This window comes from Lederbergia graminis, assembly GCF_042655485.1.
GTDB lineage: Bacteria > Bacillota > Bacilli > Bacillales > Bacillaceae_C > Lederbergia > Lederbergia graminis.
The window spans coordinates 31,981-53,656 of sequence record NZ_JBHSMC010000001.1 but is presented as its reverse complement, the minus strand read 5'-3'; the positions used below and the strand labels follow the sequence as shown (position 1 = coordinate 53,656).

Genomic DNA, 21,676 nt, shown 5'->3' with positions numbered 1-21,676 from the left:
TATATAATTGCTACTTTATTTTCCCCTAATACTTAAATACGCCAAAGAATAAGAAAATCCTTTAAATTTATTCAAAATAAATAAATAGTACTATGATATCTCACGTTTTCATTAAAATGCTTCATTATTCAACGGTTTTCGACAGGCAGAACAACCTAATGTCGAATTATCTTTATTTTATCATATTTTTCACTAAATTCGCACACAAAAAAAAGAAGAGGGTCTACACCCTCAACTTACCTTTTCTTCCGATTTGCCTCGATCATATATATTAATTCCGGCCTCATGCAACATCCATTCTATGTGTACACCATAGCCAGAAGTAGGATCGTTTACAAACACATGAGTTACTGCACCTATTATCTTTCCATTTTGAATGATTGGGCTACCACTCATTCCCTGTACAATACCACCTGTCTTTTCAAGCAATTTAGGGTCTACCACTTTAATTACTAACCCTTTTGTCGCAGGGAATTTTTGTGGAATCGTACTAACAACATTTATATCATATTCTTCCACTTTATTACCATCAACAACAGTTAATATTTTTGCTGGACCTTCTTCCACTTGATGAGAAAGAGCAATCGGTAACGGTTTATCCGTAATTCCGTTTGATATCGATTGATTAAGTTTTCCAAATATCCCAAAAGGACTATTGATTGTAATATTACCTATCACTTCTCGATTCGCTGAAAAACGTGCAAGTTTTTCACCCGGAACACCATTCTTACCTTTTTCAATTGCCGTTACTGTTGATCTTACAATTTGTCCATCTTCGACAACAATTGGTTTCTTTGTGTCCATATCAGATATTACATGACCTAAAGCACCATATTTTTTTGAAATTGGGTCAAAAAAAGTCATTGTTCCAATACCAGCGGCTGAATCTCGAATGTATAAACCTAATTTGTATGTTTTATCTTTCTCATCTAACATCGGACGAAGTTTTGTGTCAAATTTCTCTTCTCCACGTTGAATAGAAAGATTTAACGTTTTTCCGTCTTTCCCAGCATTATTGACAAAAGGTGCTACATCCGAAAGGCTATTGATTTTTTCACCATTTATTTTTGTGATAATATCTCCTACTTTTATTCCAGCTTCTTCCCCAGGAGATAACTTATCTTTTTCAGTAGATACTAAATGGTGACCTACCACTAGTACGCCCAATGTATTTAGCTTAACTCCAATAGACTGACCACCAGGATAGATTCTAAAATCTTTTAGTACATCCACATCCACTTTTTTTACTGGAAACCCGGCAATTTCTAAAATAATTTCATCTTCACCGGCATATTTTCCACTTACAGCTAATGTGGCGTCTTCATTATGAATATTTATACTGGTGGGAGTTGAAGATACAGCTATAGCATCCCCAGTATGAATACTTTGCTTTTGTCCCTCAAAAACAGTAATTTTATCAGGTATTTGTAAATATTGTTGAAATGGCTTATAAAAGCTAAGCATTAGAAGTGAAACAAGGAGAATTCCACCTGTTATTTTTCTTATTTTCTCATACATACTTATGATCATCTCCTCGCTTTCTAGCCCACATCTATAATTTAGCCTGCTTTGTCATCATTTATAAGTGGAAGAAAATAAAAAAGCTGTCCAATGAAGGATAGCTTTAAATATTTTTTACCTTATATGCAATTTCTAGCAATTCCTTTGCATGTTCCTTTGTTAATTCCGTTATTTCCACACCTGAAATCATACGAGCAATTTCATTAATTTTATCTTCTTTACTCAATGATGCTACTGTTGTTTTCGTTCTTCCAGCAGTGGATTGTTTTGCTATAAATAAGTGAGTATCTGACATTGCTGCTACTTGCGGTAAATGAGAAATGCAAAGTACTTGTGAATTTACGGAGACCTTATGGATTTTCTCAGCTATCGCTTGAGCAACTCTACCACTAACACCAGTATCAACTTCGTCAAAAATTATCGAAGTTATACCTTGATGTTTGGAAAAAATGGTTTTTAAGGCAAGCATAATACGTGAAATTTCTCCACCTGAAGCAACTTTAGATAAAGGTTTTAACGGTTCACCTGGGTTTGTAGATATATAAAATACAATTTCATCTAACCCATCTAGTTTAAACTCGGTAAAATTTTCATGATTCGATAAAAACTTTGGTTCAAAAATTGTTTTTTCCATATATAGTTCTTTTAATTCTTGGTGAATTGCTGCCGTTAATTTTTTCGCCCATTTTTTCCTAATTTGACTAAGTTGTTTCCCTTCTAATTGTAAATCTTCTTTTAATGAATCCAGCTTACTTTGTAATTGACCAATACTTTTATCACGATTCGTTAGCACTTCTATTTCTTCTTCAATTTTAGAACTATATTCTAAAATTTCTTCCACAGTGGATCCATATTTTCTTTTTAATTGGTTAATCTCATTGATGCGTGCTTCTATTTCATTTAATCGTTCTGGGTCATATTCTAATGAATCTAATTCATTTCTAAGGGTTGAAGCTGCATCTTCTAATAAATAATAACAATTCGCGATTGTATCATGTAATTTTTGATAGCGACTATCAATTTCTGCAGCTACTTCCATATGTGCCATTGAATGACTTATGTAATCTAAACCTGAATGTTCATTTTGTAACCCTTCATAACTTGATTTAATTGCAGCAAAAATCTTCTCGAAATTATTTAATTGTCTTCGTTCATCAGCAAGTAGCTTATCTTCATTTAACTCTAAGTTAGCTTGTTGTATCTCTTGTAATTGAAATTGAAGTAAATCCAACCGATGTGCCATTTGCTGTTCATTTTCACTTAATTGTTTAATTTTCTTAGCTGTCTGTTCATATTGAACATACACTTCACGATAATTTTTTAATGCTGGGGCAATTTCTACTTTGCCATATTGATCAAGTAAATGAAGATGGATGGACTCGTCCATTAATTCTTGATGTTCATGCTGACTATGGATGTCGACTAAAGTAGCACCAATTTCACGTAATGTAGAAATTGTTACTAATTTACCGTTAACTCTACATACACTTTTTCCATTTACGGATATCTCTCTTCGTAAAATGATCATACCTTCCTCTATCTCTATGCCAAAATCCTGTGCTCGCGAATAACACGGATGGTTTTGATCTACGAAAAACAAACCTTCAATCTCCGCTTTTTTCTCCCCATGACGGACAAACTCTGATGAACCACGACCACCTACTAATAAATGCAATGCATCAATTATGATCGATTTCCCAGCTCCAGTTTCCCCTGTTAATACGGTAAGGCCTTTATTAAAAGTGACAGCTATTTCATCTATAATCGCAAAATTCTTAATCGATAATTCTTGTAACAAATTATCTCCCCCTATTACGGAATGCCTTTTTATAACATATCAATAAATCTGTCGTGAATAGTAACTGCATCTTCATTCGTTCTACAAATGATCAAGCACGTATCATCCCCACAGATTGATCCCATAATTTCATCCCATTCTAGATGGTCAATTAATGCTCCAACAGCCTGAGCATTTCCCGGAAGTGTTTTCATCACAATCAAATTTTGCGCATAGTCAATCCCAACAAATGAATCAGTTAACGCACGCTTTAACTTTTGCAATGGATTAAAGCGTTGATCAGCTGGAAGACTATACTTATAACGCCCATCAGCTAAAGGTACTTTAACTAGATGTAGTTCTTTAATATCACGAGATACTGTCGCTTGTGTAACATTGAAGCCTAAGTTTTTTAATTGCGATACTAAATCATCTTGTGTCTCAATTTCTTTTGTTCCAATTAATTCACGTATTTTAATATGGCGCTGACCTTTCGTCATTAAGTTACCACCTTTTTTGAATCTGAATTTTTATACCTACTTACTGATTATTATAATATTATGTAAAGTAAAGGACAATCCAAAACGGATTGCCCTATCGCTAACTTTTAAGTTTTGCATGTGCTTCTTTTACGATTTCATAGAGTGGGGCTGACAAATGATCGATACCACCACGATCATGTCCCTTCCACTTTAAATGAATTAAAAACTCTATATTTCCTTCCCCACCAGTAATGGGTGAATAGGAAAGATTTTGCACATCATATCCTTGTTCCAGTGAAAAATCTTTTATTTTCTTTAACACTTGCTCATGAATTTCAGGCTCTCTTACGATTCCTTTTTTGCCAACTTGTTCCTTACCAGCTTCAAATTGTGGTTTTATTAATGCAATAACATCACTATCTGTCACTAGTAAGTTACGAAGTACAGGTAAAATCAGTGTTAAAGAGATAAAAGAAACATCAATCGTAGCAAAGTTAGGCAAATCTTTTATAAGATGTTCTGGTTGCACGTAACGAAAATTCGTTCTTTCCATCACGACTACCCTTTCATCCTGACGCAACTTCCATGCTAGCTGATTATAACCTACATCAAGCGCATAAGACATTGTCGCTCCATTTTGGAGGGCGCAATCAGTAAATCCACCTGTCGATGCTCCAATATCTATTACTACTTTTCCTGCAACAGAAACATTAAACTCTTTTAAAGCTTTTTCTAGCTTTAATCCACCACGACTTACATAAGGCAAAGGATTCCCCTTTACAACTAGAGGAATATCCTCATTTACCTTCTCTCCTGGCTTATCAAGTCTCGTTTCATTAGTAAATACAATTCCAGCCATTATAGCTCTTTTTGCTTTTTCTCGTGTTTCACATAAACCACGTTCTACGAGCAAAATATCTAGTCGTTGTTTTTTTGGTTTCATCTGCTTACGCCCTTTTTTTCTGTTCAGGAAGTATCTTGGTTAACTTTGCCTTAATTGCTTCTGAAGTCATGCCAATCTCAGCATAGATTTCCTTCACACTACCGTGCTCAATAAATTGATCCGGAACACCTATCCGTTCAATCGTTGCATTATGATAGCCATGCTCATGTGCAAATTCTAGAATACCACTACCGAAACCGCCTTTTAATACAGCTTCTTCTATCGTCAGGATTGGTACTCCAGTAGCAAAAATATCGTGTAACATGGACTCATCTAATGGTTTAATAAATCGAGCGTTCACTACTTGAACAGATATTCCTTGCTTTTCAAGACTATTAGCAGCTTCCAGAGCCATTGGTATAGTAGTTCCAAATGTAAGAATGCATGCATCTGTTCCTTTTCGTAATATTTCCCATGAACCTATTGGAATCTCTGTTAATGTTCCATCCATAGGGACACCGTATCCATCACCTCTTGGGAATCTAAGTGCGATTGGTCCCTTATCATATTGTACAGCTGTGTATACCATATGTTGGCCTTCGTTTTCGTCCTTTGGCATCATCACAACCATATTTGGCAAATGTCTTAAAAAAGCAATATCAAAAACACCTTGATGCGTCTCTCCATCTGCTCCTACTAGACCTGCACGATCAACACCTATAAATACATTCAAATTTTGCCTACAAATGTCATGTAATACTTGATCATACGCTCTTTGTAGAAAAGTAGAGTAAATAGCAAGAAATGGTTTCATTCCTTGGGTGGCAAGGCCTGCAGCCATTGTCGCTGCATGTTGCTCAGCTATCCCAACATCAAACATTCGTTCCGGGAATTCTTTTGCAAAGTTTTCCAGTTTTGAACCAACTGGCATTGCAGGTGTAATTGCAACAATTCGTTTGTCTGTGCGTGCAAGGTATCGAACAGTTTCACTGACAAGTGAACTCCAAGATGGAGCTTTATTTACAGACTTTATTAGGTCACCAGTTTCGATTTTATATGGACCTGTTCCATGCCATGTTCCAATCTTGTCATCTTCCGCTGGACTATAACCTTTTCCTTTTTTAGTGATAACATGTAACAAAACTGGGCCTTCTGTTTTCTTTGCGTACTGGAAATTTTCAAACAAGTCATCAAAATTATGTCCATCAATAGGTCCTAAATAAGTAAAACCCATTTCTTCAAAAAACACACCGGATACAAGCAAATATTTTAGGCTATCTTTCACTCGTTCAGCTGTAGCTGCGAGCTTTCCACCTACAGCAGGGATTTTCTTCAACAAATATTCTAATTCATCTTTCGCCCATTTATACTTACCTGCAGTCCTTAATTTTCCGAGAACATTATGAAGTGCCCCTACATTAGGAGCAATCGACATTTCATTATCATTTAGGATAACCGTAATATTTTTCTGACTATCCCCAATATGATTTAATGCTTCTAATGCCATTCCGCCTGTTAGTGCACCGTCACCTATTACAGGAATAACATAGGAAGACTCCCCTTTAACATCTCGTGCAATAGCCATTCCCATTGCAGCAGATAAAGAAGTAGAACTATGTCCAGTCTCCCAGACATCATGTTCGCTTTCAGACATTTTTGGAAAGCCACACAATCCTTTATATTGTCTTAACGTATCAAACTGGTTTGCTCTACCTGTAAGAATTTTATGAACATATGATTGGTGTCCAACATCCCATATTATTTTATCTTGGGGGCTATCGAATGCCTTATGTAGGGCAATTGTCAATTCAACTACACCTAAATTAGGTCCAATATGGCCGCCTGTTTTCGAAAGCTTTTCAATCAAAAACTTGCGGATATCCCCACTTAGTTCTTCTAGTTGTTGATTATTCATTTTTTTTAGAAATGAAGGGTCTTTAATTGATAAAAGATCCAACAGGACCACTCACTTTCATTCATCAGATTTTATCTTGATGTTAAATTTCTGTAACATTTGATTGAAAAAATAGCCGCTAGCACTTAAGTGATAACGGCTAATAACACTTCATATTCATTAAGTTAAAACATATTCGCACAAGTGAATAATTATAATGGGATTATAACACAAGCATATGTTTTCATCAATCATTGTTAATTATTGCGCCCTGCAATTAAGTCCGTTAAATATAAGAGCAGACCGCTGTTTAAATTTAATTGTTGTAAAATCGTTTTAGCTTCCGTTATTTGCTTATGTAAATGGTCCTTAGCACCATCTAATGTGAGCAGTGCTGGATATGTACATTTCAACTTTCCATCATCACTACCTATAGGTTTACCAATCACGTTTTGATCTCCGATGACATCTAAAATGTCATCTCTGATTTGAAATGCCAGTCCTATATGTTGTGAAAAACGTTCCAAGGATTGAAGTTGTTCATCACTAGCTCCACCAATAAGCGCTCCTGCTAATACACTAAAAGTTAAAAGCTTACCTGTTTTATGGTGATGAATATATTCTAAGTCGGCTAGCTGAAGAGCTTTATTTTCCGCTTGAATATCAGCTACTTGACCAGCAACCATCCCTTCTGGGCCAGCGCTTTTTGCTAATTGTGCTATTAACCATAATTTTTGTTTATCTGTAAGGTTTGAATCTTCTGCGATTAATTGAAAACTATATGTTAATAGTCCGTCACCTGCTAAGATTGCAAATCCCTCTCCGAATACTTTATGATTGGTCGGAATACCTCTTCTTAGATCATCATCATCCATACTTGGCAAATCATCATGAATGAGTGAATACGTATGAATCATTTCCAATGCACATGCAGTTTTCATTCCTAATTCAGGCTTTTCATTAAAAGCATCAATGGTTGCAAATAATAGTATGGGACGAATCCGCTTCCCCTTTGCCGTTAATGAATATGTAATGGATTCTTTTAATACTTTCGGAGCTTCTAAAACATTAACCGCTGCAGCAAGTTCCTTATCTAAAAGGGTTTTGTACTTTTCCACGAAACTTTCATATTGTACTGTCAATCGCGTACCTCCTCTTGCAAATGAAACTCCTCTTCACCATCATCTGTAAGTACTTTTGTAAGCTGAGCTTCTGCATTTTTCAATTTGTCATGGCAAATCTTAGAGTAATCAATACCTTTTTTATACATATCCAATGCTTCTTCTAATGGAATATCTCCTTCTTCTAGTCGCTGTACAATAGTTTCTAATTGCTCCATTGCTTCTTCAAATGAAATTTTTTTATCCAAGATTCTCACCCTCTTCAATAAAATCAACAGTACAATAATACCTTCCATCCGCAACATGAACTTTTATTTTATTACCTTGTTGAACTTGGGAAGTCGATTTAACTACCACATTATCTTCTGTGTAAGCAACACTGTATCCTCTACGTAAAATATTTAATGGACTAAGTGCATCCAATGTAGCAATTTTATTTGAAAATGTTGCTGACTTTTCCTTTAGCATTGTAACCATAGACTGTTGTAGTTGTTGCTTCAAATGTTTCAATTTTGTTTTACTTATTTCCAACTTCATAGCTGGGTGATGAGTTGCTAGTTTTCGATCAAGTTTTTGCAACTTATCTCTTTTTTTATTTATGATTATTTCTTGACTTCTTATTAAACGTTCTTGTACCCTATCCAAGTATTGCCATTTTTGTTCATAAAGTTTCTGAGGGTTTCGAAAAATATATGATTGTTCTAAGTTGTGTAATTTACTTCTCTGCTCTTTTACAATTGTGGACATCCCTCTAAACAAGCGATTCTTTCGGTTAAGTAGGCGTTCCATTAATTCTTCAATATGCGGTACTGCCAATTCAGCTGCTGCTGTTGGGGTTGCAGCTCTAATATCAGCTACAAAATCAGCAATTGTAAAGTCTGTTTCATGTCCTACAGCTGATATAATGGGGATTTTTGAGTTAGCAATCGCTCTTGCAACTATCTCTTCATTAAAAGCCCATAGTTCTTCAATAGAGCCACCGCCACGACCAACAATTAGCACATCAGCAATTGATAATTTGTTTGCTTTATCAATAGCACTAGCAATTGACATACCAGCTTGTTTACCTTGAACTAATGCTGGTAGTACAATCATTTGTCCAATCGGGTATCTTCTTTTTATTGTTGTAATAATATCTCTGATTGCTGCACCTGTTGGTGATGTAATAATTGCAATCCGTTTTGGATATTCTGGAATTACTTTTTTTCGATTAGTGTCAAATAAACCTTCATTTTCCAACTTTGTTTTTAGTTGTTCATAGGCAAGAAATAATTCTCCAACACCATCAGGTTGCATTTCTTGCACATATATTTGGTATTGACCACTAGATTCATAAACGGTAATACTGCCACGCACCAAAACGTTCATACCGTCCTCAGGAATAAATCTTATCGTTCTTGCTGCACTTGTAAACATGACAGCCATTATCCTAGCCTTATCATCTTTTAATGTGAAATAAAGATGTCCACTGGAGTGTCTCTTGAAGTTAGATATTTCGCCTTTCACATATATATCAGTTAAATGGGGATCTGCATCAAATTTCCGTTTTATGTATTTCGTTAATGCTTTTACTGTCAAATAAGGAACATTCGTCATGCATTTTCACCTTCTATTCAGAAAGAAAAGCTGCACCCAAATATATGGAGGATGTCAGCTTTTCTTTTAGTTAACCTTATTTTACTACGTTCTTTTACTGATTGCGATTGTTTAGCACATTTCTAGCGGATTTTACAGTATTGGCTAAGAGCATTGTGATTGTCATTGGACCAACTCCTCCTGGAACTGGTGTAATATATCCTGCTTTCTCTACAACGTCGTCGAAATCAACATCACCACATAGTTTATTGTTTTCATCACGATTCATTCCAACATCTATCACGACTGCCCCTTGTTTTACGTAATCCTTCGTAATCATCTTCGCTTTACCAATAGCAGCAACTAAGATATCAGCTTTTTGTGTAAATGATGCTAGATCAGGTGTTTTTGAATGGCAGTAAGTGACTGTTGCATTTTCTCTTAATAGTAACTGCCCCTGTGGTTTACCAACAATATTACTTCTTCCAATAATCACTGCATGTTTACCTGAGATTTCAATACCTTCATGCTCCAGCATTTTCATTACCCCGTAAGGAGTACATGGAAGGAATGTATCTTGTCCAATCATCATTTTACCTACATTTATTGGATGGAAGCCATCTACATCTTTGGTATGTGAAATAGTTTCAATTACTTTTTGTTCTGATATATGTGCGGGAAGTGGGAGTTGAACTAAAATACCATGAATATCATCTTGATTATTTAGCTCTTCAATTTTAGCAAGAAGTGTTGCTTCTTCTACATCTTCTGGCATTTCAATTAATAATGATTCCATTCCAATTGCTTTACAACTTTTTTGTTTTGATGTTACATATGTTCTGGAAGCGGGATTATTCCCAACTAAAATAACAGCAAGTCCAGGTTTTATACCTGCAGCAGTCAATTCTGCAACTTCCTGCTCTAATTCTTTTCTTATTTTGGCAGATATTTCTTTACCATTGATAAGTGTTGCTGACATTCCATCTCCCCCTAAGTATGCAAAAGCTTATAAGTTGTCTTTTACCTTTGATAGTATACCATTAATGAATTTACTTGATTTTTCATCTCCAAAACGTTTTGCAATTTCAATCGCTTCGTTTAGCACAACATTACTTGGAGCATCTTTTAAGTATTTTAATTCGTACACACCAATTCTCAATATATTTAAATCAACTTTAGCAAGTCGACTTAATGTCCACTTCTCTAAGTGTTTTTCGATTTCTTCATCAATTTCATTGCGATTTTCCATCGTCCCTTCAATTAACGTCTTTAAGAAAATGTCTGATTCTTCTTCCTCCAGGACATATTCAAGGGCTTCCGCTGGATCTGCACCACTCATGTCAATTTGATATAAAGCTTGCAAAGCCTTTTCGCGAGCAACTCTTCTCTTCATGTCATAACTCCTTTAAGTAAAAAATCCATGAAAAAGCCAAGGGTGATTTACCCTGGCTTTCTCATCATTGCTCATCAAAATCTTGACTGTTATCATTCTTATGATTTTCAAAGGCAACTCCAACAATATGGACGTTTACTTCAGAAGCCTCTAAAGCTGTCATATTATACAAAGTTTGATTGATGTTATCTTGGACTTTTTGTGCAACTGTTGGGATCGATACACCGAAATCCATTAAGCAATAAACATCTATTTTTATGCCTTCATCCGTTAAATCAACTCTAATCCCTTTACCATGAATTTTTTTACCAAGACGTTCAACAACTCCAGATGCAAAGTTTCCACGCATTTGTGCGATTCCTTCTACTTCAGAAGCTGCAATTCCTGCAATTACTTCTATGACTTCAGGTGCAATCTCAATTTTCCCATGGTTTTGACCATTTTCGTTTGTCATTTCTAACATATTTAAGTTTTCTTCCACTATAAAGCACCTCCGGTTTATTGTACTTGTTCCATTCCAAAGCCTACCGACTTTTCCTTTCAGCTGAGGGATCCATCGTAGGAATGTCGATGAACAAGCATTTCTTATTTCATCACATCGTGAAGTTCAAGAAATTTAGTATTAAAATCACCACTCACAAACGTTTCATTTTCCAATAAGTTCAAATGGAATGGAATGGTTGTTTTAACTCCTTCAATAATAAACTCTTCTAGTGCACGTTTCATTCTGGCAATTGCTTCTTCACGTGTTGCACCGTATGAAATTACCTTTGCTATCATTGAATCATAATATGGCGGAATTGTATAGCCAGGATATGCTCCAGAATCAACTCTCACACCTAACCCACCAGGTGGTAAATACATATCAATCTTTCCTGGAGATGGCATAAAGTTCTTCTCTGGATTTTCCGCATTTATTCTACATTCAATGGACCATCCACGGAATTCCACTTCATCCTGTGATAGTGATAGTTTTTCACCATTTGCCACTCTAATTTGCTCTTTAATTAAATCTACCCCAGTTACCATTTCTGTAACAGGATGCTCAACTTGGATTCTAGTATTCATTTCCATAAAGTAATACTTACGATTTCTATGATCATAAATGAACTCAATTGTACCCGCACCAGTATATTGTACAGCCTTTGCTGCTTGGACAGCTGCAGCACCCATCTGCTCACGCATTTCAGAGTCAATAGCTGGAGACGGAGTTTCTTCTAATAGTTTTTGCAATCTTCTTTGTATAGAACAATCACGTTCACCAAGATGTATTACATTTCCGAAGTTATCTGCTAATACTTGAATTTCTACATGACGAAAATCTTCGATGTATTTTTCAATATAAACTCCAGCATTACCAAAAGCAGTTAATGCTTCTTGTTGAGTAATATTAATACCCTTTATTAATTCTTCTTCCGTTCTAGCGACACGGATACCTTTACCTCCGCCACCTGCAGTAGCTTTAATAATTACAGGATAGCCAATTTCTGATGCTAGTTCCACTGCCTGTTCTATATTCTCTATTATTCCATTTGATCCCGGAACAATTGGGACTCCTGCAGCTTTCATTGTTTCTCGGGCAACATCTTTTGTTCCCATTTTGGCAATTGCTTCAGGACTTGGCCCAACAAAAGTAATATTACATACTCGGCAAAGCTCAGCAAAATCTTCATTTTCAGCTAAAAAACCGTATCCTGGATGGATGGCATCACAATCAGTTAACTTAGCTATACTAATTACGTTTGCAGTATTTAAATAACTTTCTTTTGAAGTTTTAGGTCCAATACAGTAAGCTTCATCCGCTAATTGAACATGTAAAGCTTCACTATCTGCCTCAGAGTATACTGCTACTGTTTCGATGTCCATCTCTTTACATGCTCTGATGATTCGAACTGCTATTTCTCCTCTGTTTGCTATTAAAAGTTTCTTAATCATGGATTTCTCTCCTTATAACGGCTTTACTAGGAATAATGGTTGTCCATACTCAACAAGTTCGCCATCTTTCACGAGGACTTCCACAATCTCTCCTTCAACATCCGCTTCTATTTCGTTAAATAACTTCATTGCTTCTACAATACATACCACTGTATCAGCTTTTACTTTAGATCCTACTTGCACATATGCTGGATTGTCTGGAGATGGCGATTGATAGAATGTCCCTACCATTGGAGAAGTAATTTTATGTAAGTTCTCAGCAATGTTATTCAATGGTTCCGACGGTGCAGCCTGTCCCTGAACTGCAACTACAGGTTGTTGGTTTGTTACAGGAACTTGTTGTACGCTTTGTTCTTGAACTGCTTGTACTACTTGAGTTGTTGTATTATTTTTTTTCAGTTCTAACTTGGATCCTTCATGTTCATAAATAAATTCATCAATATCAGATTGTTCAATTAGTTTTATAATTTCACGAATTTCTTGTATTTTAAGCATAGATGACACTCCTTTAAATTTATGAGTAGCTGCTAATATCATAATATAATACCTTATCAAAATTCAATGCTGTTCGTCGATAAATTAATAATTATAAACAAAATAAATATTTTTCTCTAGTAATTTTCTAACATAACATTCATAAAAGCGAGAAAAACTTTTTTATTAAATCTAATTCCTTTCTTTTTCATAGTTTTTCACTGAGAGAAATACACATTAAAAACTGCAGAGAAATCGTTTGTTCTAAAAAATAAATGGCTCTGTTAAAGTTCATTGTTGTTAACAACTTAGTTGATGGTAGCGGATGTACACGAGACTCCTGCGGGAACAGCACGAGTCGAAGATCCACTTGGCAAAGCGGTTTTCTTTGCCAAGTTAGCTGAGGCCGTGCCCGCGGAAAGCGAGTGTGCAGGAGCGAAAATCAACAACAGAGTTTAACAGAGCTAAATAAATAAAAAAAAGCCTAACTATCTTGAAAATAATTCAAGCAATAGTTTGGCTCTTAATTCCATATACATTCTTATTTCCAGTCATAAGAATTAATTAGATGCAAATTTTACTTGTGGAATATATTGAGTACCTACTTCTGCACCAACAAGTTCCATGATTTCTACTGCAGCAGAACGGGAATGCTCTTCATCTGCCTTTACTGTAATATCAACTAAGTTATTTTCAATTTTAACTAATGCATCACTGTAACCTAGGTTCTTAATATAGCTCTCTAACGTTTTTTCAATTGTACTTATCTCACTAATTTCTTCCATTTGATTATAAATATCCATCTTTTCATCTGCTGTTAACTCATCAGATGCTACTTGTATTGTTAAATCTTCCAGCATTTTTCCTCTCTTATCTTCTAAGTTCATTCGAACCATATCAAAAACTTCATCTCCAGCAGCATCCGTGATAATCTTCATATCTTCATCACTAATATTCTTTCCAGTTTCGTCCGACTCCTGTCCACCAGTTGCTAAGTTATTATTTGCTGGATCTGATGTGACATAATATACAGATAGTACAACTACAAGACTTAACATTGTTAATAACCATACTGTTTGCTTTTTTAATAACATTAGGAATCCCCCTTAGATTTTTTAGGTAGTACCGATACTCTGTGACTTGGTACATCTAGTGATCTCGTTACAGCTTCTCGTATCCATTTCGCCACTTGTAAATTCTCAGCACCTCCCGCTACAACTAGTACACCTTTAATTTCTGGTTTCCTTGTTTCTAACACAATTGGTTCATCATTAATAATGACTGTTTGGTCTTCTTTTGTTTGTTGTTCTGTTTTTCTAGTACCGTTATTACCATCTTCCTCCTGAGTAATGCCATTTGTGATGACCGTATTTTTATCGATTATTTTCTTCTCTGTTGATTCTACATTTACGACTACAGTTACATCTGAAACGCCTACAATACTCTCTAATGCATCTTTTAATTGTGTTTCATAGTAAATCTCATATTCTTCTATTTTATTATTTACGTCGCCTTTGCTTTTCCCAAACGTTTCAGTACTAGAGTCATCTTCACTTTGGAATACTGCAGCAGGTTTATCTTCTCCACCATCTTTCCAAAATGTTCCTATTATCATAAATAGAGCTCCTAAAATTAATAAAATCAGTAGGTATACTGGTTTTTTATCATTGTTTTTACCGGGAGGTTGAATTTTAAGAGCTGAAATTTTTTGTTTGACCCATTCCATAGGAGTTTTTTTGTTCATAGACTTAATTAGATGCCTCCCCCGACACAATCTCAATCATATCTTCTTGGACTTCCCAGCGATCCACTAATAATGATTTGATTGCTTCATAATCGGTCGTTTCTTCATCCATCTGTTTTTCGTTGATGTTGATTTCTATTGGTTTAATGGCTTCTATAGCACTTCCTTTTGTAGCAGAATCGACTGCCTTTAGCTCGACAGTAATATTTTGTATGTCATCCATTGTGAGGTCATTTTCTGCCGGAGCTTTAATATTAATGCTTTGAATCTCTACTTGATACTTCTCTATCAACTCCTTTTCCACTCCTGTTTTCATTTGGACAGCCATTTGCTCTAATGTATATTCGGCTTGAGCAGCTTGTATCACATTTTTTTTCGATTCTATTTTATTTCCGATTGAAAATTCTTGGATATCCATATTTTTTGTTAAGGAGGAAAGGACTTCTTCAAAATCAGCCGATAATATTTTAAATATTGGTGTAATAATAATGGCCATTAAAATTAAGCCTGTTGCAAGTTTGGTATATTTCTTTAATTCTGTATCTGGGAGGAGCATATCAATGACCATGGCAAGAAGGAGAAATATTATAATGTTTCCAACCCATTCGCTAATAAATGCCAAATGTACTCCCTCCTTACCTAATCATTAATGTTATATTCCCAGAAGAAATAATAATCGTCATACTGATAAAAAACATAAAAGCTACGATTGCTAGAGCAGCAAAAATATACATCATACATTGGCTAACAGCATTGAGACAACTAATAACTGGACCATCACCGACTGGTTGTAATAAGGCTGCTGTCAATTTATAAATGAGAGAAATAACAAGAATTTTTACTGCAGGGAAGATTGCAATTAATAAAATAATGACGGCACCTGCGATCCCTAATGTGTTTTTAAGCAATACAGAGGCAGTCAACACAGTATCAGCAGCATCCGTAAACATCTTTCCTACTACAGGCACAAAATTACCAGTTACATATTTTGCTGTTCGAATCGCTACCCCATCCGCAACTGCAGCAGTAGCCCCTTGAATGGAAATTACACCTAGTAATACAGTAATAAAAATCCCTAATACCCCTAAACTTACCTTCTTCAATAAATCTGCTAATTGAGAAACTTTAAACTGGCTACTTAATGTATTGGCAATACTTAAAAATGTTGATAGAAATAAGAGAGGTAGAACGATATTTTTCATCACAATTCCACTTATATTCACTAAAAACACTAATATAGGACTAAAGAATGCAGATGATGCTACTCCACCTGAAGAAGCTATTAATGCTAATAACAATGGTATTAGCGCAAATATAAATTGACTCATCATATCAATAGCTCCGATAGCATATTCCGCTGCAACTCGAAAACTATTGAGGGCAATGATGACTAACACCATAAAAATAACCGAATAGGCAACCTTGCTAACAGATCCTTGTTCAAATGCACTATGGAGAGATTGTAAGAATACACTTAATATCGTTAGAAGCATCAGCGAACCAAGCAATTTAATATTGAGGACAATCTCTTGAATCATAAAATTCATTATTCCGCTTACCCAATCCTTAAACGAAAAAGACTTGTCCCCTTTAATAAATTCAAGCAATGTCCCTCTTTTGCTTTCTGGTAAATAACTGCCATAGTCATCTACGATCTTATCCCAATACTTCGTAAGCTCATCAACACCTAGCTCGTCTAAATAGCGATCCATATAGTTGTTATTTGCTGCGTCATCTACCTGTTTGTTTTCTGGTTCTGTTGCATGTGCATTGTTAGTAAACAATAAAGGCAGGAAGCAGATACAAAGAATTAGCAGCCATTGCCGCATTATTCTCACTCCGTTCCTTTTAATAGATTTAGTTGGATGGAATCATCGTAATAATCGTTTCTACTAATGCAGTTAAGATTGGCACTGCCAATGCCAGTATTAATATTTTTCCCGCAAGCTCCACTTTCGAGGCCATAGAACCGAGGCCAGCATCTTTACTAATCTGTGCTGAAAATTCAGCGATGTATGCAATCCCTATTATTTTCAATATTGTTTTAATGTACATTGAGTTTACGTTAGCACTAGATGCCAGACTTTCAATCATGGAGATGATTTTTTGAACTTGATCAACAAGAAATAGAAATATACCGGTGCCCGCAAATAACACGAGTAAAAATGCAAAATTAGGCTTATGTTCCTTAATGGCAAGTGCTAAGAAAGTAGTTATTAGGGCAATCCCAGCAATTTGTAAAATAGCAATGGTGGATTCCCCCTATCATTGAAATAAAAACACGGATCTTATTTTTTGAAACAGACCATCTACAATGGAGACGACCATAAATAAAATATAAATAAATCCAAACAGTGTAACCCATTGTGCATATTCTTTTTTACCAACCTGGTCAAGTATGGTATGTAGAAATGCTACAATAATACCAACTCCGGCAATTTTGAAGATGACATCTACCTCTATGCCCATCTAATTTCCTCCTATCATTAACAAACCGAAATCCAATCGAAATTATCAACTTATTATTCCTCTCGATTAGATAAGAAGAATAACAATTAGCATCCCCGTCAATATTCCAAAGCTTTTTGCCATTTTTTCATATTTCACTTGTTTTTCTCTTGCCCCTTCTTCTTCACGGGTTAGATGGGAAAGAGTTAACATAATCTGTTTCTGCTCTGTTTCACGATCATGACGTCCTAAGTTTTCTCCAAATTGAAGTAGTATCTCATATTCTCCTTGCTTTAAAAAAGTCTTCTTCCAAATTGTTTTAAGACTTTGTTCCCATGCTGCTTTAACGGTTATTTCTTCTTGAAGTAAGTTTTGTTCAAATAAGCGAAAATGACTGGCAATAGGTTCAGCCATTTGCTTCGATATTCTTCGTGCTGCCTCCCCAAGCGGGGTGTGTCCAAACATGATTTCTGCCTCTAATGTTTCCAATGCATTTCTAAATTGTTGTAGCTGTTTCGGTCTAATACTTAACCGTTTTGAATATTCAAATCCTGCCCATGTTGTCGCAGCCAAAATAAAAATCGCACCTATCATCTTAAACATATACGGCAGTTCCTTTCTTAAGAGTAAGTATATTTCCAATACTATCTCGAATAGCTGAGACCGTTCCTGGTCCATTTCCGCGAGATAGTTCTATGAATCTACCAAATACTTGTTGATCTATTATTTGCTGTAATAATGGCCGTTTCTTTATTTCAGAAAACGTATTCCCATGTGTTGTCATGATTAGTGTAATACCAGCGTTTACCGCTTCCATAATCGCAATACTATCTTCCTCACGCCCAATCTCGTCGACTATAAGGACATCTGGGCTCATGGAACGAATCATCATCATCATTCCTTCTGCTTTAGGACATGCATCCAGAACATCTACCCTTGTCCCAAAATGCAATTGAGGCGTACCGTTCACACAACCTGCGATTTCAGATCGTTCATCTACAATTCCTACCTTCAATGGCGGTATGCCCTTTTCTTTTATACCAGTAGAAATGATTCTTGCTAAATCCCTTAATAAGGTTGTTTTCCCGGTTTGTGGAGGACCAATAATCATTGTACTTTTCCATTTTTGTTCGTAAATGTATGGAAGATAGGATTCTGCCACACCAATTTTTTCACGAGCAATTCTAATGTTGAAAGATGATAAATGTCTAATTGCTTTAACATAACCATTTTCTAGTATTACTTTCCCTGCTAGACCAATTCGATGTCCTCCGCGGATCGTAATATAGCCTTTTTTTAATTCTTCATCCATCGTATAGAAGGAATGATTAGCAATTTTACTTATAAACTGATCTGCATCATTTTTCGTGAAAATATATGGGAGAAAATAAGGAACACCGCGAGAAGCAACTTCTACTTTCCTGCTAACTCGAAGTCTTATTTCTTCAATTTCAGCGACTATACTATCAGGAAGCTTGGCTATTTGTTCACTAATTCGTAACGGCAACATTTGCAGGACTGATTCCATCATGTTTCTCTCCTTCCATCACTCACTACTAATATGTATTCAGCTTGTCTTCAAATATGAGATTTTCTAAACATAAAAAAACCGAGGAACAAAAATCCCTCGGTTTTTTTCATCATTATTATGCTCTTGAAACATATGAGCCATCTGAAGTGTTAATAATTAGTCGATCACCAGTATTAACGAAGAATGGTACTTGTACCACTAATCCTGTTGCAAATCTTGCTGGTTTTGAACCGCCAGATGCAGTATCACCTTTAATTCCTGGATCAGTTTCAATTACTTCAAGTTCTACTGTATTTGGTAATTCAATTCCTAATGTTTCTCCACCATACATGATAATATGAACTTCCATATTTTCTTGTAAAAACTTTAGTTCATATTCGATTTGAGATGCAGGTAATTCGATTTGCTCATATGTTTCATTATCCATGAATACATGCATATCGCCACTCGCATACAAATATTGCATTCTTTTATTGTCTATTTGTGCTTTTTCAACTTTTTCACCGGCTCTAAATGTCTTTTCTTGAACTGCACCAGTGCGAAGATTTCTTAATTTTGATCTTACAAATGCAGCTCCTTTTCCTGGCTTTACATGCTGGAAATCCATTACGCGCCAGATAGAACCATCTGTTTCAATCGTTAATCCTGTACGAAATTCATTTACTGAGATCATTTAATTTCCTCCAAAATTATAAGATAATAAGATCTTTTGTGGAATGCGTTAATGTTTCATTCCCGTTTTCGGTGATAAGAATATCATCTTCAATTCGAACCCCGCCAATGCCAGGTAAATAAATTCCTGGTTCCACTGTTACGACCATTCCAGGAACTAACTTAGTTTCAGAGCGAAATGATAGACCAGGACCTTCATGTACTTCTAAACCAATACCATGTCCTAGAGAATGACCGAAATTCTCACCATATCCTTTTTCAGTGATATAGTCTCTAGCGATTGCATCTGCCTCAATCCCAGTCATACCAGCCTTTATTTGGTCCATCGCTCGAAGTTGTGCCTCTAAGGTTACATCATATATTTCCTTTAATTGTGACGATGGATTTCCTACGGCTACTGTGCGAGTAATATCCGATACATATCCTTTATGTAGTGCCCCGAAATCCATTGTGACGAAATCGCCAACTTCAATTTGTTTATCAGTAGCTACTCCGTGTGGTAATGCAGCTCTTGCACCAGATGCTACAATAATATCAAATGAAGAGGATGTTGCACCACATTTTCTCATGAAAAATTCAAGTTCATTTGATACTTCTAATTCTGTAACTCCAGGTTTAATATAGTCAAGAATATGTTTGAATGTTGCATCCGCAATATCCGCCGCTTCTTTCAGAATACTAATTTCTTCTTCATCTTTGATTAAACGCATATTCTCAATCATATTAGAAACAGGTACTAATTCAGCAGTCTTTACTTGCTCTTCATATTGCTTCCAAACAGAATAGCTAAGATGGTCCTGTTCAAAGCCTAATTTTTTAATACCAAGTTCTTTCACTCGTTCAGCTACCTCACTAATGATAGGGCCGTTATGCTTTATTATTTCAAAATCAGTAGCTTGTTCAGCAGCTTGTTCTGTGTAACGGAAATCTGTAATGAACAGCGCTCTATCTTCTGAAATTAGAACGACACCTGCAGTACCTGTGAAGTTAGTCATATAACGACGATTATATGTACTAGTAATTAATACACCATCAATATTAAATTGATTAAATTGTTTTCTAAGTTTATCTAGCTTTGACATTTTACCCCCTCTTTCCTAAATAATTCATCATTGCATGGACTGCCATCTCATACCCGTAAAACCCAAAACCAGCAATTTGGCCAATACATTCTGGAGCTGTAACAGAATGTTTTCTAAATTCTTCTCGAGCATGTACATTGGAAATATGAACTTCAATCACTGGTATCTTAATTGCCGCAATTGCATCTCTAAGCGCGATACTATAGTGAGTAAGAGCTCCTGGATTTATAATTACTCCTTCAAATCCTTTTTCTTCAGCTTGATGTAAATGATCAAGTAAAGCTCCTTCATAATTAGATTGAAAACACACGATATCGATCCCAATCTTTTGACCAATATTCACAAGGCCCTCTTCTAATTGGTGCAACGTGTTATTCCCATAAATGCCTGGTTCTCGTTTCCCAAGCATGTTGAGGTTCGGTCCATTTAATACTAGCATTTTCATCCATTTTCACACCCTAGAAAGAAAAGTTTTCCAGTACACATTTTACCACAAAACCTTCGGGTACACATACTATAAATAGTGAAAGTAAGGATGATTGAAAAAGATTATAGCTCTTTGTATATCAATAATATCCATTTTCCATGTTAGTTCGTGTTACCTTATTACGACTCTTGTTGCTCTAATTTTATTTTCTCCCAGTACTGCTGTTCTTGGTACTCGTAGGAAATCGAATACCCGATAAATATACCATATAATATAAAGAAACAAACTTCTGTTACAATTGTAAGAAGCGGATATTTCCAAATTTGATCTAGTCCTGGAATGATTGGATATAAGACGAAGTACAACAATAGAAAAATAACAGCTCCAAATACTGCTCCCCAAATAATTGATTTTTGCTTCCTTAATGTAAAGTAATACAAAAGGGCAACAACTATGGATATTATTCCATATAGTAGAGTAGCAATCACGATTCCAAGCCACCCTTCTTTCCATTCACCTTGAAAAGGTGCAAGAATGAGATCCGGATTAATATCAGTAAATTTAAAAGTGTGCGCAAAAAAACCGATTAATGAACCAAGTATTCCTGCTACAAGTCCTGTTATAATCGTCAATTGCATAAGATTCATATGTGTTTTATTTACATTTTTTTCTTTTTCCAAAACATCCACCTCCATTTATATCATGTCCAGCATTACT

At 35.6% G+C, this 21,676-nt stretch carries 25 protein-coding genes; all 25 read right to left on the bottom strand.

Annotated features, from left to right (window positions below):
- Positions 1 to 231: 231 nt before the first annotated feature.
- Positions 232 to 1,518 (bottom strand): SpoIVB peptidase, encoded by a 1,287-nt coding sequence (gene spoIVB / locus ACFPM4_RS00310; RefSeq protein WP_382346398.1) that lies wholly within the window; start codon positions 1,516 to 1,518, stop codon positions 232 to 234.
- A gap of 106 nt (positions 1,519 to 1,624) precedes the next feature.
- Positions 1,625 to 3,319: a DNA repair protein RecN gene (gene recN, locus ACFPM4_RS00305; RefSeq protein ID WP_144919657.1), complete on the bottom strand. Its 1,695-nt coding sequence runs from the start codon at positions 3,317 to 3,319 to the stop codon at positions 1,625 to 1,627.
- A gap of 29 nt (positions 3,320 to 3,348) precedes the next feature.
- Entirely contained in the window at positions 3,349 to 3,798 is a 450-nt protein-coding gene (gene ahrC / locus ACFPM4_RS00300) for a transcriptional regulator AhrC/ArgR (RefSeq protein ID WP_144919656.1), read from the bottom strand.
- A 100-nt stretch (positions 3,799 to 3,898) separates the two neighbouring features.
- Positions 3,899 to 4,723: a TlyA family RNA methyltransferase gene (locus tag ACFPM4_RS00295; RefSeq protein ID WP_144919655.1), complete on the bottom strand. Its 825-nt coding sequence runs from the start codon at positions 4,721 to 4,723 to the stop codon at positions 3,899 to 3,901.
- Between the two features lie 4 nt (positions 4,724 to 4,727).
- Positions 4,728 to 6,620, bottom strand: coding sequence for a 1-deoxy-D-xylulose-5-phosphate synthase (dxs, locus tag ACFPM4_RS00290; RefSeq protein WP_144919654.1), 1,893 nt, complete (start codon positions 6,618 to 6,620; stop codon positions 4,728 to 4,730).
- 194 nt (positions 6,621 to 6,814) lie between these two features.
- The gene (locus ACFPM4_RS00285; protein WP_144919653.1) at positions 6,815 to 7,699 is read right to left on the bottom strand and encodes a polyprenyl synthetase family protein; all 885 of its coding nucleotides are present in this window, start codon (positions 7,697 to 7,699) and stop codon (positions 6,815 to 6,817) included.
- Positions 7,696 to 7,974, bottom strand: a complete 279-nt coding sequence (xseB, locus tag ACFPM4_RS00280; RefSeq protein ID WP_144919652.1) for an exodeoxyribonuclease VII small subunit — start codon at positions 7,972 to 7,974, stop codon at positions 7,696 to 7,698. The genes ACFPM4_RS00285 and xseB overlap by 4 nt, the downstream gene beginning before the upstream one ends.
- Positions 7,919 to 9,274: an exodeoxyribonuclease VII large subunit gene (xseA, locus tag ACFPM4_RS00275; RefSeq protein ID WP_144919651.1), complete on the bottom strand. Its 1,356-nt coding sequence runs from the start codon at positions 9,272 to 9,274 to the stop codon at positions 7,919 to 7,921. Before xseA ends, xseB begins: the two co-directional genes overlap by 56 nt.
- Positions 9,275 to 9,368: 94 nt before the next feature.
- The gene (gene folD / locus ACFPM4_RS00270) at positions 9,369 to 10,232 is read right to left on the bottom strand and encodes a bifunctional methylenetetrahydrofolate dehydrogenase/methenyltetrahydrofolate cyclohydrolase FolD (protein ID WP_144919650.1); all 864 of its coding nucleotides are present in this window, start codon (positions 10,230 to 10,232) and stop codon (positions 9,369 to 9,371) included.
- Between the two features lie 27 nt (positions 10,233 to 10,259).
- On the bottom strand, positions 10,260 to 10,646 hold the full coding sequence (nusB, locus tag ACFPM4_RS00265) for a transcription antitermination factor NusB (RefSeq protein WP_382346388.1): 387 nt from the start codon (positions 10,644 to 10,646) through the stop codon (positions 10,260 to 10,262).
- 64 nt (positions 10,647 to 10,710) lie between these two features.
- Positions 10,711 to 11,127, bottom strand: a complete 417-nt coding sequence (locus tag ACFPM4_RS00260; RefSeq protein WP_144919648.1) for an Asp23/Gls24 family envelope stress response protein — start codon at positions 11,125 to 11,127, stop codon at positions 10,711 to 10,713.
- Positions 11,128 to 11,231: 104 nt separating this feature from the next.
- Positions 11,232 to 12,581: an acetyl-CoA carboxylase biotin carboxylase subunit gene (gene accC, locus ACFPM4_RS00255; protein ID WP_144919647.1), complete on the bottom strand. Its 1,350-nt coding sequence runs from the start codon at positions 12,579 to 12,581 to the stop codon at positions 11,232 to 11,234.
- Positions 12,582 to 12,593: 12 nt separating this feature from the next.
- On the bottom strand, positions 12,594 to 13,076 hold the full coding sequence (gene accB, locus ACFPM4_RS00250) for an acetyl-CoA carboxylase biotin carboxyl carrier protein (RefSeq protein ID WP_382346383.1): 483 nt from the start codon (positions 13,074 to 13,076) through the stop codon (positions 12,594 to 12,596).
- A 539-nt stretch (positions 13,077 to 13,615) separates the two neighbouring features.
- Positions 13,616 to 14,149 carry a SpoIIIAH-like family protein gene (locus ACFPM4_RS00245; RefSeq protein ID WP_144920570.1) on the bottom strand — a complete coding sequence of 178 codons (534 nt, stop codon included), beginning with the start codon at positions 14,147 to 14,149 and terminating at the stop codon, positions 13,616 to 13,618.
- Positions 14,149 to 14,781 carry a stage III sporulation protein AG gene (gene spoIIIAG / locus ACFPM4_RS00240; RefSeq protein WP_382348093.1) on the bottom strand — a complete coding sequence of 211 codons (633 nt, stop codon included), beginning with the start codon at positions 14,779 to 14,781 and terminating at the stop codon, positions 14,149 to 14,151. The genes ACFPM4_RS00245 and spoIIIAG overlap by 1 nt, the downstream gene beginning before the upstream one ends.
- A 22-nt stretch (positions 14,782 to 14,803) precedes the next feature.
- Positions 14,804 to 15,421 carry a stage III sporulation protein AF gene (gene spoIIIAF, locus ACFPM4_RS00235; RefSeq protein ID WP_144920566.1) on the bottom strand — a complete coding sequence of 206 codons (618 nt, stop codon included), beginning with the start codon at positions 15,419 to 15,421 and terminating at the stop codon, positions 14,804 to 14,806.
- Positions 15,422 to 15,434: 13 nt separating this feature from the next.
- Complete coding sequence (gene spoIIIAE / locus ACFPM4_RS00230) at positions 15,435 to 16,628, bottom strand: stage III sporulation protein AE (RefSeq protein WP_382346378.1); 1,194 nt, start codon at positions 16,626 to 16,628, stop codon at positions 15,435 to 15,437.
- 28 nt (positions 16,629 to 16,656) lie between these two features.
- The gene (spoIIIAD, locus tag ACFPM4_RS00225; protein ID WP_144920561.1) at positions 16,657 to 17,043 is read right to left on the bottom strand and encodes a stage III sporulation protein AD; all 387 of its coding nucleotides are present in this window, start codon (positions 17,041 to 17,043) and stop codon (positions 16,657 to 16,659) included.
- A 21-nt stretch (positions 17,044 to 17,064) separates the two neighbouring features.
- The gene (gene spoIIIAC / locus ACFPM4_RS00220) at positions 17,065 to 17,268 is read right to left on the bottom strand and encodes a stage III sporulation protein AC (RefSeq protein WP_144920559.1); all 204 of its coding nucleotides are present in this window, start codon (positions 17,266 to 17,268) and stop codon (positions 17,065 to 17,067) included.
- A 66-nt stretch (positions 17,269 to 17,334) separates the two neighbouring features.
- Positions 17,335 to 17,850, bottom strand: coding sequence for a stage III sporulation protein SpoIIIAB (gene spoIIIAB, locus ACFPM4_RS00215; RefSeq protein ID WP_144920557.1), 516 nt, complete (start codon positions 17,848 to 17,850; stop codon positions 17,335 to 17,337).
- Positions 17,843 to 18,775, bottom strand: coding sequence for a stage III sporulation protein AA (gene spoIIIAA / locus ACFPM4_RS00210; protein ID WP_144920555.1), 933 nt, complete (start codon positions 18,773 to 18,775; stop codon positions 17,843 to 17,845). Before spoIIIAA ends, spoIIIAB begins: the two co-directional genes overlap by 8 nt.
- 118 nt (positions 18,776 to 18,893) lie before the next feature.
- Positions 18,894 to 19,451 (bottom strand): elongation factor P, encoded by a 558-nt coding sequence (gene efp / locus ACFPM4_RS00205; protein ID WP_144920553.1) that lies wholly within the window; start codon positions 19,449 to 19,451, stop codon positions 18,894 to 18,896.
- Positions 19,452 to 19,467: 16 nt separating this feature from the next.
- On the bottom strand, positions 19,468 to 20,532 hold the full coding sequence (locus ACFPM4_RS00200; protein ID WP_382346372.1) for a M24 family metallopeptidase: 1,065 nt from the start codon (positions 20,530 to 20,532) through the stop codon (positions 19,468 to 19,470).
- Between the two features lies 1 nt (position 20,533).
- Positions 20,534 to 20,977 (bottom strand): type II 3-dehydroquinate dehydratase, encoded by a 444-nt coding sequence (gene aroQ, locus ACFPM4_RS00195; RefSeq protein WP_144920548.1) that lies wholly within the window; start codon positions 20,975 to 20,977, stop codon positions 20,534 to 20,536.
- 161 nt (positions 20,978 to 21,138) lie between these two features.
- Positions 21,139 to 21,639 carry a YqhR family membrane protein gene (locus ACFPM4_RS00190; RefSeq protein ID WP_382346369.1) on the bottom strand — a complete coding sequence of 167 codons (501 nt, stop codon included), beginning with the start codon at positions 21,637 to 21,639 and terminating at the stop codon, positions 21,139 to 21,141.
- Positions 21,640 to 21,676: the final 37 nt, after the last annotated feature.